This window comes from Burkholderia sp. MSh2, assembly GCF_000731655.1.
GTDB classification, from domain to species: Bacteria; Pseudomonadota; Gammaproteobacteria; order Burkholderiales; family Burkholderiaceae; genus Burkholderia; species Burkholderia paludis.
Genome location: NZ_JPGM01000006.1, coordinates 191,024 through 203,350, shown reverse-complemented (window position 1 = coordinate 203,350; position 12,327 = coordinate 191,024). Strand labels below are relative to the sequence as shown.

The following is a 12,327-nucleotide window of genomic DNA, read 5'->3' as shown; positions in this document are numbered from 1 at the left end:
CGAGCCGGTATCATAGCGGCCGGCCCGCCGCTCCGGCCGGCCTCCAACCACATCGCCACCCGGCATCCAGCAATCAGAGGCATCACATGACCAGTGCAACCCAATTCGACAACGTATCGGTCGTCAAGCGCGCGAACGTCTATTTCGACGGCAAGTGCGTGTCGCATACCGTGCTCTTCCCGGACGGCACGCGCAAGACGCTCGGCGTGATCCTGCCGTGCGCGCTCAACTTCGGCACGGATGCGCCCGAATTGATGGAAGTGCAGGGCGGCAAGTGCCGCGTCAGGCTCGACGGCAGCAGCGAATGGCAGACCTACGGCGCCGGCGAATCGTTCTCGGTGCCGGGCAAGAGCCGCTTCGACATCGAAGTGCTCGAGACGCTCGATTACGTCTGCAGCTACCTGTAACGCGCGTTCGGCGCTCGACAAGGAAAAAGCCCCGCTTGCGCGGGGCTGGTTGCAAGCGGATGGCGCCAGGCCATCCGGCGCGCCGATGCGCGTTACAGGCAGGCGTTGATGTCGCCGGCCGACGATGCATCGCCGCCGCGGAAACCGACCCAGGTCTTCGCATTCGCGGCGCCGGCCGGGCGTACGACGGCCGCGGCGCCGTTCGGCGGCTGCTGGCCCGGCGCATAGACGGCCATCGCGAGGCCATTCGCCAGCTCATACTGCGACGTCACCGGTTGCTGCGACTTGTCGGCCCAGGTCTTGGCGATGCACTGCGCCACTTCGTCGGCGGGTTTCTGGCTTTGTCCCACGTTCTGCAGGGCGGAATCGGCGGCATGAGCAGAAAATGCCACGGTCAATGCGATGAGCGGTAAGTATTTCGCGTTCACGTTATCTCCCTTGAGTCGTGATTGATTGAGCGGGATGCGCAGCAGAACTGCGTACAAGTGAGATTGCCTCGGGCAGGCACGGTTCCGGCCATTCCGAAACAAGTTGTTAGCGCGCTTGCCAAATGGCGGATCGGGTGCTGGGCACGTTGCCGCGGTGCGGCATGCACGGTGTGCGGCACGACGTCATGCGTTGCATGGCCGGTGCGCTGCGGGATCGTGTGGGGAGGTGACGGTCGCGGCGAACGGCACGTGTCTGCATGCCGTGCCGCGACTCTCGTTTTGATCGCGAAGTGGAATGGCTGATTGATGGCCCCGTCGCATGAACACCATCATGACAAACTTTCGCCCGTCGAATTGTTAACCAACTTCAAGCGCGGCAGGGCGAGTGCGCCCCGGCGCGCGGCGGCATGATGCAACGGGGCGTGCGCGGCCGGCGGCGCGCGCACGCAAGGGGTGTCAGCCGGCCTTGCGCGTGCCGATGCCGCGCAGGTTGGCCGGGACGATCGGGCGGAAGCGCTCGCGCTTCTGTTCGTCGTCGAAGTGCTGCAGCGCGGGCTTGACCAGGTCGCTGCGCGACACGATGCCCGTGATGCGCAGCGATCGCTCGTCGGCGACGACCGGCAGGCGTTCGAGGCCGAGCATCGCGAGCCGCGACGCGACGACGCGGCAGGTTTCGTGCGCCAGCGCGATTGCGGGCGCACGGTCGGCGAACGCGTCCGAGATCGGCGTGTCGACCGCGGCACGGCTGCGTTGCGCATCGAGCGTTGCGCGATCGACGAGGCCGAGCAGACGGCCGTTCTCGACGACCGGGTACGCGCGATGCGTCTGCGTTGCGCCGAAGTACCGCGACTCGACGGTGTCGAGCGTCGCCGCGCCGTCGATCGCGACGAGCCGGTCGGCGGACGTCATCACTTCGCCGATGTCGTGCCGCTCCAGCGGATCGACCCCGTATTCGCGATAGATGTGATAGCCGCGGCGCGCGATCTTCTCCGTCATGATCGAGCGCTTCATCGCGACGGTCGCGAAGCCGTGCGCGACCAGCGTTGCCGCGAGCAGCGGCAGCAGCGCGTTGGCGTCGTGCGTGAGGCCGAACGCGAACACGATCGCCGTCAGCGGCGCACCGAGCGTCGCGCCCAGCGTCGCTGCCATGCAGACGAGCGGCCACAGCGCCGGATCGCCGCCGGGCAGCAGCGGCGACAGCACGGTGCCGAGGCCCGCGCCGAGCATCAGCAGCGGGGCGAGCACGCCGCCCGACGTGCCGGAGCCGAGCGCGATCACCCACATCACGGCCTTGACGATCAGCAGCGCGAGCGCGATCTTCAGCGCGATATGCTGGTGCAGCAGGTCGCCGATCACGTCGTAGCCGACACCGAGCGCACGCGGCTCGAGCCAGCCGCCGACGCCGATCGCGATCGCGCCGAGCGCGGGCCACCACATCCAGTGCACGGGCAGCTTCGCGAAGGCGTCCTCGACACGGTACAGCGCGGCCGACAGGCCGCACGCCAGCGCTCCCGACAGCAGGCCCGCGACGAGGCACGACAGCAGCGCGACGGGCGTCGGCGCGGCCGTGCTCAGCGGAAACAGCGGATCGACGCCGAAACACAGCGCGCGTGCGAAGCCGGCCACCGCGCACGCGAGCGCGACCGGCAGGAAACTGCGAGGCCGCCATTCGAACAGCAGCAGTTCGACCGCGAGCAGCACGGCGGCGACCGGCGTGCCGAACACGGCCGTCATGCCGGCGGCCGCACCGGCGACGAGCAGCGTCTTGCGTTCGGCTGCCGTCACGTGCACGCATTGCGCGATCAGCGAGCCGAGCGCGCCGCCCGTCATGATGATCGGGCCTTCGGCGCCGAACGGGCCGCCGCTGCCGATCACGACGCCCGACGACAGCGGCTTGAGGATCGCGACCTTCGGCGACATGCGGCTCTTGCCGAACAGGATCGCCTCGATCGCTTCGGGAATGCCGTGGCCGCGGATCTTTTCCGAACCGAAGCGCGCCATCGCCCCGACGATCAGCCCGCCGATCACGGGCACGACGATCACCCATGCGCCGAGCGTGTTGTGCGCGGGCGAGCGGTCGGCGAACGAGAACTGCTGGAAGAAGAACAGGTTCGTGAACAGGTGGATCAGGCTCAACAGCACGAACGCGGCAAGCGTGCTGAGCAGGCCGATCCCGGCGGCAAGCAGCGCGATCACGGGCAGGCGTTCGTTGGTCGAGAAGTCGCGTTTGTGCGGTGCGTTCATCGGAGTGGGAGTGACGGGGGTCAGTAGTCGATCTGGGGAACCTGGAACGCGCCCTTGAGCGATTTCAGCTCGGCGCGATGCAGGGCCGCGAGATGGGCAAGCAGCGTCTCGCCGGCGGGCTCGAGGTGGACCTCGACCTGCCGACGGTCCGCCTCGCTCGTCTTGCGCTTCACGAGGCCGAGCGTCTCGCAGCGCGTGACCAGCGCGACGACGCCGTGATGCTGCGCCTGCAGGCGTTCCGCGAGCTCGCCGATGGTCGCCCATTCGCGATGCGGATAGCCCTTGATGTGCAGCAGCAGCAGGTATTGCAGCGGCGTCACGCCTTCGCTTTGCGCGGCGCGTTCGGAGAAGCGCTCGAAACGGCGCATCTGGTAGCGGAATTCGGACAGTTGCTGGAAATCGCTTTTCGCCAGCGCGCGTCGAGTGTCGGTCATGGAGGTCGGGGAATCGGTTTCGATAACGGCAAATATATCATGACGTGATATAAATGGACGAATTTGCACGCAATGGCTGGACGGTGTGACGTATGGGCGGCGGGGCGCTACGCGGCGGCGAGCATCTGCGTCTGCCGGTAAAGGCCCGTGACGAGATCCGTCTGCGTGACGATCCCGACGAGCCGGCGCGACGCATCGACGACCGGAATATGGTGGTGGCCCGACTGCGCGAACAGCGGCACGAGTGCCGTGACCGGCATCGTTTCCGGCACGCATGCGACGTCGCGCGTCATCACGGAGTCGACGCACGCGGGCCGGCCGCCCAGCGCTTGCGGCAGCCGCGCGGACCAGCGTTGCCACAGCGGAGTCGGGCGGCGCGACGCACGCGTGAGGTCGGTGCGCGTGACGATACCGGCCAGGCGGCCCTCGCCGTCCACGACGGGCAGTGCCTTCACGCGGTGGCGGTCGAGCAGCGCGAGGGCGGCCGTCACCGACGTCGACGGCGCGACTTCGATTGCATGACGCGTCATCAGGTCGGTGCACGTGAGCTGGCCGAACGTGCGCGCATAGGCCTGCATCTCGGTTTCGCGCAGCAGCGTTTCGAGATCGTCCGGATCGACGTCGAGCCATTCGCCGCGGCGCTTCAGCACCGCGTCGAGATCGCCGCGCGTGAAGCCGCCGCGCGCCGGCGCGGCGGGTTTCGCGTCGGCACGCGCGCCGCCGTGCGGGTAGCGGTGCCCCGTCAGTGCGTGATACACGAGCGCGGCCGACAGCAGAACGGCCGATTGCAGCGCGATCGGTTCCAGCACGAAGCCGAACCCCAGTGCATGAATCGCCGGGCCGCCGACCACGGCCGTCAGCGCGACGGCGCCCGACGGCGGGTGCACGCAGCGCAGCGCGAACATGCCGCCGATCGCGCATGCGATCGCGACCGCGGCGGCGGTAACCGGATCGGCGATCCAGTGTGCGCATGCGACGCCGACCGTCGCCGCGACGAGATTGCCGCCGATGATCGACCACGGCTGTGCGAGCGGGCTCGCCGGCACGGCGAACAGCAGCACGGCAGACGCGCCCATCGGCGCGACGAGCAGCGGCACGAGGCCCGGCACGCCGGGCAGCAGCCGCATCGTCGCGCCGACAGTCGCGATGCCGACGAGGGCGCCTGCGCACGAACGCAGGCGTTCGCGCCAGCCGAGCGACATCGGATGGGGAATGAAGCTGTGCAGCCATTGCCGCAGCGTGCGGCGCGACGAAGGGGAGCCTGACGACATGGACGGTGAGCGGTAGAGACGACAGCGCGGTCGGGTGCGACGACAAGCGGCGAATTGTATCTCATTGTGATATAAATCGTCGCGCCGCTTCGGGCTTTGTCGTGCATGGCTTGCAAAAGCCTTTCATGCGATGAAAGTTTTCGGGTGGCGCAAGCGCGCAAATTTGTCTGCAGCGGCGTACAATTCCGGCCACCGAATCCCGTCATGCCAGAACCACGTACGCGATGTCCGCTCTCCCGCCTTTTCCCCGGCACGGTGATCGTTTCGACGTGGTTCGCGGCTGCGTTCCGTTTCCCCTCTGACGCGAGCGCCGCCGACGCCTCCCCACCGACTCTCCCCAAGCCAATTCCCAATTCAATGGACATGCTCGAAAACATGCGCCTGTTCGTGCGCGTTGTCGAGGCCGGCAGTTTTACTGCGGTCGCGAAGGAAATCGATGCGACCACCGCGCAGGTGTCGCGCGCGGTATCGAACCTCGAAGCACACGTACAGACGCGCCTGCTGCATCGCACGACGCGCCATCTCGGCCTCACCGAAAGCGGCGAACGCTATTTCGAGCGCGCGAAATCGATCCTCGCGGAAATCGACTACGCGAACGCCGAGGCGCGCAACGCGTTGCTGCGGCCGAGCGGCAAGATGCGCATCCATGCGATGACGGGTCTCGGGCAGAGCCATGTCGTGTCGTCGATCGTGCGCTACCAGGAGGACAACCCGGACGTGTCGGTCGAACTGACGCTCGCGCAGCGGATGCCGAATCTCGTCGAGGAGGGCTACGACGTGTCGATCGTGACGGCGTCGCAACTGCCCGATTCGGGTTACGTTGCGCAGACCTGCGGCACGAGCTGCAGCGTGCTCGTCGCCTCGCGCGAATACCTGGCGCGCCACGGCACGCCGCAATCGCCCGACGAATTGCCGAACCACGTGTGCCTGCGCCTCGATACGCCCGCGTCGCCAGCCGGCGAATGGCGGCTCGAACGCAGCGACGGCGAGGAGGCCGTCTACGAGCTGCAGCCGGCGCCGTTCCAGGTCAACGTGCCGGATGCACTGTGCGTCGCGGTGCGCGCCGGGCGCGGGATCGCGTGCGTCGCGCTGTATACGGTGCTCGACGACATCCGCGAAGGGCGGCTGATCCGCGTGCTGCCCGAGTACCGGCTGCAGACGGTGAGCGTGTATGCCGTCTACGCGACGCGCCGCTATCTCGACGCGAAGATCCGCACGTTCCTCGACCACCTGCGCACGACGCTCACGCCCGCGCTGGAGGAAGACCTGCGCGAACTCGACCGGCTGACGACCGAGCACGCGCCGGGCGGCCGCAAGCGCGCCTGACGGCCCGGGCCCCCGCGGGCGCGCGCCGCGGCGGCGTTCAGGCGCGCGGCGCGATGCGGATCCGTTCGAAGCGTCCCGCGAGCCACACGTACGCGGCGATGCCGAGCAGCCCGTGCGCGGCGACGAACCACAACGCGCCCGCGAACGAGCCGGTGCGGGCGACGAAATAGCCGATCACAAGCGGCGTGACGATCCCGGCCAGGTTGCCGAGGCCGTTGAACACGCCGCCGCTCAGGCCGACCATGCCTTCCGGCGCCGTGTCGGCGAGCACGGCCCAGCCGACCGCCGCGAGCCCCTTGCCGAAGAACGCGATCGTCATCAGCGCGATCACGACCGCATTCGACGACGCGCCGTTCGCGAGCACGAGCAGCGTCGCCATCGCCATCCCCGCGACGAACGGCGTCTTGCGCGCCCGCGACGGATGCATGCCGCGCCGGACCAGCCAGTCCGACAGCACGCCGCCGAGCACGCCGCCCGTGAATCCGCAGATCGCCGGCAGCGCGGCGACCCAGCCGGCCTCCATGATCGTCATGCCGCGCCCCTTGATCAGGTAGATCGGGAACCACGTGATGAAGAAATAGGTGAGCGCCGTGATGCAGTACTGGCCGAGATAGATCGCCCACAGGTTCCGGTGCCGGAACAGTTGCGACACGTCGTGCCACGACAGGCGCGGCCGATGGCGCACGCGGTTCGCCTCGAGATCGACGAGCGCACCGTGTGCGCGGAGGTAGTCGCGCTCGGCGTCGGTCACGCGCGGGTGGCTGTGCGGTTCTCGATACCATGCGAACCACAGCGCGGCGAGCGCGATGCCGAGCAGTCCCATCCACAGAAACACGTGCTCCCAGCCGAGCGCATGCGTGAGCCATGCCATCGCGGGCGTGAACAATACGACGGCCATGTACTGCGCGGAATTGAACAGCGCCGACGCGGTGCCGCGTTCGGCGGTCGGAAACCAGCACGCGACGATCCGCGAATTGGCCGGGAATGCCGGCGATTCGACGAGGCCGAGCATGAAGCGCATCGCGAACAGCGCGAGCGTCGCGGCCGCACCCTGCACCGCGATCGAGCCGACCGTACCCTGCAGCATCGTGAAGACCGACCACAGCAGAAGGCTCAGGCCGTAGACGCGCCGCGCGCCGAAACGGTCGAGCAGCCAGCCGCCCGGGATCTGGCCGATCGCATAGGCCCACGCGAACGCGGAAAAGACGATGCCGAGCTGCACGGGCGTCAGCCCGAGGTCGTGCGCGACGCCGGTGCCGGCGATCGACATCGTCGCGCGGTCGGCGTAGTTGATGACGGTGACCGCGAAAATCAGCGCGAGGACCGCATGGCGGACGCGGCCGGTCGTGTGCGACGCGGCGGGCGATGCGGCGAGGGCGGCGCCGCTGGATCGTTGGGGCATGCGTGTCTCCTTGGGTGGGTTCTCGTTCATGACGGGCCGGCGAACGCGCGTGGCCGGTTGCGGCGCCGGGCGCCCCGAAGGCAGTCTCCTCGGGCGGCAGCGACGCGCGATGCCGCAATGCGTCCGGCAACGCGCGTTCCTCCGGCGCAAACCCGTCATGCGCGTGAACGGACCGTCGCCTCCGTCGTGCGGGAGGCATCCGGCGTGGTAACGGAAGCAGTCGCGTCGCGCGCGACGGTCAGCACGTGATGCTGGTCGGCGGGCGCTGGCCCGCGAAGCACGCGGCGAGGTTCGCGAGCACGATCCGGCCCATCTGCTCGCGCGTTTCGTGCGTCGCGCTCGCGCGGTGCGGCTGGACGACGACGCGGTCGAGTTCGAGCAGCGCGGCCGGCACATGCGGTTCGTTCGCGAACACGTCGAGGCCGGCGCCTGCGATCGTGCCATCGGCGAGTGCGCGCACGAGCGCGGCTTCGTCGACCAGCTTGCCGCGCGCGACATTGATCAGGAATCCTTTCTGACCGAGCGCGGCGAGCACCTCGGCCGTCACGAGCACGTTGCCGTGGTCGGCCGACGCGGCGATCGCGAGAACATCGCTGTCGCGCGCGAGCGCGGCGAGGTCGGGCACGAAGCGATAACCGCTGTCGCGATGCTCGCGCGGGCCGAAGTAGCTGACGGGCATCCGGAACGCCTGCGCGCGCTGCGCGAGCGCGCGGCCGACGCGGCCCAGCCCGACGATGCCGAGCCGCTTGCCCGTCACCCGGGTCGCGAGCGGCTGGGCCGTCTTGCCCCAACGGCCGGCGCGCACGATCCGCTCGCCGGCGCCGAGGTCGCGCAGCGTCATCAGGATCAGCCCCATCGCCATGTCGGCGACGTCGTCGGTCAGTACGTCGGGCGTCGTCGTCACATGGATGCCGCGCGCGCGGGCGCGGTGGAGATCGACCGCGTCGGTGCCGATGCCGCTGATCGCGACGATCTCGAGCGCCGGCAGCCGGTCCATCAGCGCGGCGGACAGGCCGTTCGCGCCGCCGGTCACGACCCCGCGAATGCGCGGGGCAACGCGATCGAGCAGCGTGTCCGGCCGTTCGGCCGCATGCAGCCGGTGCACCGCGTAGCGGGCCGACAGTTCGGCGTCGATCGCGTCGGGGAGCGGCTGGGTGAGCAGGATGTCGATGGTCATGAAGGGCTCGGTCGTCGTGCGCGGCAAGGGCCGCACATCAGGTGCAACCGAGTATAGAAATCGTATCGATATCCGTCTAACATCAAAAGACTATTGATCGATTCAAGAATTGGATGATCGAACTGCACCAGCTTCGCTGTTTCGTCGCGGTTGCCGAGGAACTGCATTTCGGCCGTGCGGCCCGGCGCCTCTTCATGACCCAGCCGCCGCTCAGCCGGCAGATCCAGCTGCTCGAGCACGCGCTCGGCATCGCGCTGCTCGAGCGCAGCAGCCGGCAGGTCAGCCTGACCGCGGCCGGCGAGCGGTTCCTGCGCGACGCGCGGCACCTCCTCGAATTCTCCGCACGCGCCGAGCAGGCGGCGCAGCGCGTCGCGCACGGCGGTGCGGGCCGCATCACGCTCGGTTTCACGGCCGTCAGCGCGTACCGGATGATTCCGGTGCTGCTCGCGCACGCGGCGCACGCGCTGCCGGACGTCGACGTCGAACTGCGCGAGATGGTGTCGACCGTGCAGATCGACGCGCTGGCGTCGCGCATGCTCGACGCGGGTTTCGTGCGCCAGCGCGCCGCGCGCCAGCCACTCGAATACCGGCTCGTGCAGCGCGAGCCGATGCTTGTCGCGGTCGCCGCCGGCGCGCCGCTTGCCGCGCGCGAGCGGATCGGTCCCGACGCGCTCGACGGCCAGCCGTTCATCGCGTATTCGCCGAATGAAGGGAAATATTTCCACGACATGATCTCGGGGATGTTTGCGGGCGCCGGGCGGCTGCCGAACTACCTGCACTACGTCGGGCAGACGCACACGATTCTCGGCCTCGTGCGCGCGGGGCTCGGCGCCGCGCTGGTGCCGGCGTCGGCGCGCGAGCTTCATGTCGATGGCGTGGTGTTCCGGCCGCTCGCGGGCGTCGACGTGGCGGCCGAGCTGTATCTCGCGTGGCGAACGGACAACGACAATCCGGCGTTGCCGGTGTTCAACGCGATGGTCGAGCGGTTTCTCGCGCAGGAGCAGGGCGGCGCGGTCGCGTGACGCGTCCGGAAATGCACTCGCGCGACGTGACAAGCTTTCAGTCCGGAAGCTTGCCGGATGCGATCACAAGCAATCCTGACCGAGCGGAACGGGTCGCAGTCCTGCGAGTCCTTACCGTATTGAAAGCTGACCCGGGGCCCGCGTTCCAGCGGCGGAACGCAGCGCTTCGCTGCACTGCGACAATCGCTTGACGCTACATGCCGGTCGGCGCAGGATACGTCCGTGCATTTGGAGCGGGACGCGCCGGCCGCGCGGTTTCCGCATCCGCGATACGCAAAAAAACAACGATGAGCCTTTACGCACTCGTACCGGAATACCGGCGCCGCGTCTGTCGGCCCGCCGCAGCAACGATTCTCCCGACGCCTGTCGCGTCACGCATCCGTCATCCCGTTTCGTACCGCAACCCGGTACAGGTTCCCGCTCGCGCGCCAGTCGCACCGGCCGGCGGCGCGGACGCGGCCCGCCGCATCGCGTCGCGATCCGCCGCGCCCGATCTCCGCATCCTGAACGGCGCCTACACCGGCGTGTCGTGACGCCCGCCGGCGCCCGTCCTGGTATCGCGCCGCCGGCTTGCCCGATCGTCCGGCGGCGCCGGAGTCCGAAGCATTTCCATTGAGCGTGAAGACGCTAACGCACGCAGTTCGATTCGAGGTTCAAGGAGAGAAACTCATGTCGCAGCTTTCGAATGAAGAGAACGGCAGTTCGGGGAGTGGCAAGGCAAGGCTGATCAAGTGGGCGATCATCATCGCCGGCGTCGCGATCGCGGCACCGGCCGCGCTGTTCATCCTGAAAGGGGTGATCGCGCTGGTCACGGCGGGCGTGATCGGCCTCGGCGCGATCTATTTCGCGCCGGTCGTCGCGATGAAGTTCGCGAACCAGAAGGTCAGGATGATCGTCGAGGAGGCGCAGTCGAACCCGATCGAGACGCTGATCAACCAGCTCGCGGAAAAGCGCCAGGCCGCGCAGAAATTCGCGGACAGCATCACGGCGTTCCGTACCGAGGTGAAGAACTTCGAGAGCAAGACGGAACTGTTCGAGAAGCAGTATCCGGACGACGCGCCGCGTTTTCGCGCGCAGCTCGACACGATGAAGCAGCTCCTCTCGTTTCGGGAAGGCCGCTACAAGCAGGTGCAGGCCGAACTGAAGAATTTCGCGTCGGCGATCGACCGCGCGAAGGCGATGTGGGACATGTCGCAGGCGGCCCAGCAGATGAACAAGCTCGCGGGCCGGCAGACGGCCGATACGTTCGAGCAGATCAAGACCGACGTGGCCGTCGATTCGGTGATGCGCTCGGTCAACAAGGCGTTCTCGGAAATGGAGACGTCGCTGATGGATAACCCCGAGGTCAAGCAGGCGCAGCAGCAGGCGGTGATGAACGCGCCCCACGCGCCCGGGCTCGATGCGGCGAACCCCGCGCAACTGCCGTCGAAACAACAATAACTTCCTGCAGGCCCGCAACCATGAAAAAACTTCTTGGCGCAATCGCGTTTCTGGTAGTGCTCGTCGGCGTATGGGTCGTGCATCAGGGCGGCCTGTCGACGCTGCTTCCCGTGCATGACTCGACGTCCGCGCAAAACGTCGACACCGGCCAGTCCGCGCCGACCTCCACGTCCACGTCGGCCGGCGTGCTGCCGGCCGGCTTCACGCCGCAGGCCAGCACGCTGAAATCGATCGCGGAAAACGGCATCGTGCGGATCTCGGTGCAGAACCCGAGCGAACCGTTCTTCGGCGAGGACAAGGGCACGCCGCACGGCTTCAACGTCGAGTTCGCGCGGCTGCTGTTCGCGGATCCGTCGTTCTCGCACGGCGGCAAGCCGGTCGTGGTCGATACGCGTCACGAGGTCGACACGTACCCGGGCGTACCGAAGCAGCTGCTCGACACGGACGCCAAGGGCAACCACGTGGTCGACGTCGCGATGGACGGCTTGACGTTCCCGGACAACACGCCGGCCGGCGTCGTCTATTCGGTGCCGTACGTCGACGATTTCGGCTATTCGCTGATCGTGCGGCAAGGTTCGGCGATCCGCTCGACCGACGATCTCGCGGGCAAGACGGTCGGCATCCTGAAGGGCGACCCGGACGTGCGTGCGTTCGTCACGCGCCAGTATCCGAACGTGAAGTTCGTCGAGGTCGACGATTCCGATCCGGCGTTCATCGCGAAGAGCGTCGACGGCCGTACGGTCGATGCGTTCATCTACGACTATCCGTTCGCGGTCAGCTCGATCAAGGACACCGACCTGAAATTCGCGGTGACCAAGCTCGACGGCTCGAACATCGCATACAAGATCGGCGTGCGCGCCGACGACCAGGATCTGCTGATCTACCTGAACGCCGCGATCGCGAAGCTCAAGCAGTCGCCGCAGTATCTCGACCTGCTGCGCAAGTACTTCGTCAGCGACCAGGCCGTGACGACCGCAGCCGCGTCGGGCGAACTCGTGTACGTGGTGAAGTCGGGCGATACGCTGAACATGATCGCGGCGAGCAAGCTCGGCAGCGGCCAGCGTTATCGCGAGATCCAGCGCCGCAACAACCTCGCCAATCCGAACCTGATCCTCGCCGGCCAGCATCTCGTGATCCCGGTGCGGTAGCGGCGGCGTGACGCGAATGCAGGGGCGT

The 12,327-nt window shown here is 67.9% G+C and carries 11 protein-coding genes; 5 read left to right on the top strand and 6 right to left on the bottom strand.

Annotated features, from left to right (window positions below):
* Nucleotides 1-86: 86 nt before the first annotated feature.
* Entirely contained in the window at nucleotides 87-407 is a 321-nt protein-coding gene (gene ppnP, locus GQ57_RS05490) for a pyrimidine/purine nucleoside phosphorylase (protein ID WP_031403122.1), read from the top strand.
* 92 nt (nucleotides 408-499) lie between these two features.
* Here ppnP and GQ57_RS05485 read toward each other — a convergent pair whose 3' ends face one another.
* The 4 genes from GQ57_RS05485 to GQ57_RS05470 all read right to left on the bottom strand — a co-directional run bounded on the left by GQ57_RS05485 (nucleotide 500) and on the right by GQ57_RS05470 (nucleotide 4,784).
* Nucleotides 500-835, bottom strand: a complete 336-nt coding sequence (locus GQ57_RS05485; RefSeq protein WP_031403123.1) for a hypothetical protein — start codon at nucleotides 833-835, stop codon at nucleotides 500-502.
* Between the two features lie 456 nt (nucleotides 836-1,291).
* The gene (locus GQ57_RS05480) at nucleotides 1,292-3,079 is read right to left on the bottom strand and encodes a chloride channel protein (RefSeq protein ID WP_034197313.1); all 1,788 of its coding nucleotides are present in this window, start codon (nucleotides 3,077-3,079) and stop codon (nucleotides 1,292-1,294) included.
* A 20-nt stretch (nucleotides 3,080-3,099) separates the two neighbouring features.
* A complete protein-coding gene (locus tag GQ57_RS05475) occupies nucleotides 3,100-3,513 on the bottom strand; it encodes a MarR family winged helix-turn-helix transcriptional regulator (RefSeq protein WP_031403125.1) in 414 nt (137 codons plus the stop codon).
* Nucleotides 3,514-3,620: 107 nt separating this feature from the next.
* Entirely contained in the window at nucleotides 3,621-4,784 is a 1,164-nt protein-coding gene (locus GQ57_RS05470; protein ID WP_034197312.1) for an HPP family protein, read from the bottom strand.
* A 357-nt stretch (nucleotides 4,785-5,141) separates the two neighbouring features.
* Between GQ57_RS05470 and GQ57_RS05465 the strand changes: the two genes are divergently transcribed.
* On the top strand, nucleotides 5,142-6,110 hold the full coding sequence (locus GQ57_RS05465) for a LysR family transcriptional regulator (RefSeq protein ID WP_031403127.1): 969 nt from the start codon (nucleotides 5,142-5,144) through the stop codon (nucleotides 6,108-6,110).
* A 37-nt stretch (nucleotides 6,111-6,147) separates the two neighbouring features.
* Here GQ57_RS05465 and GQ57_RS05460 read toward each other — a convergent pair whose 3' ends face one another.
* On the bottom strand, nucleotides 6,148-7,512 hold the full coding sequence (locus GQ57_RS05460) for an MFS transporter (protein ID WP_034197311.1): 1,365 nt from the start codon (nucleotides 7,510-7,512) through the stop codon (nucleotides 6,148-6,150).
* A 238-nt stretch (nucleotides 7,513-7,750) separates the two neighbouring features.
* Nucleotides 7,751-8,689 carry a 2-hydroxyacid dehydrogenase gene (locus GQ57_RS05455; protein ID WP_034197333.1) on the bottom strand — a complete coding sequence of 313 codons (939 nt, stop codon included), beginning with the start codon at nucleotides 8,687-8,689 and terminating at the stop codon, nucleotides 7,751-7,753.
* A gap of 113 nt (nucleotides 8,690-8,802) precedes the next feature.
* Here GQ57_RS05455 and GQ57_RS05450 point away from each other — a divergent pair, with 113 nt between their 5' ends.
* The 3 genes from GQ57_RS05450 to GQ57_RS05440 all read left to right on the top strand — a co-directional run bounded on the left by GQ57_RS05450 (nucleotide 8,803) and on the right by GQ57_RS05440 (nucleotide 12,299).
* Complete coding sequence (locus GQ57_RS05450; RefSeq protein WP_031403130.1) at nucleotides 8,803-9,711, top strand: LysR substrate-binding domain-containing protein; 909 nt, start codon at nucleotides 8,803-8,805, stop codon at nucleotides 9,709-9,711.
* A gap of 669 nt (nucleotides 9,712-10,380) precedes the next feature.
* Nucleotides 10,381-11,151, top strand: coding sequence for a hypothetical protein (locus GQ57_RS05445; protein ID WP_031403131.1), 771 nt, complete (start codon nucleotides 10,381-10,383; stop codon nucleotides 11,149-11,151).
* 20 nt (nucleotides 11,152-11,171) lie between these two features.
* Nucleotides 11,172-12,299 carry a transporter substrate-binding and LysM peptidoglycan-binding domain-containing protein gene (locus GQ57_RS05440; RefSeq protein ID WP_034197310.1) on the top strand — a complete coding sequence of 376 codons (1,128 nt, stop codon included), beginning with the start codon at nucleotides 11,172-11,174 and terminating at the stop codon, nucleotides 12,297-12,299.
* The last annotated feature ends 28 nt before the right edge of the window (nucleotides 12,300-12,327 follow it).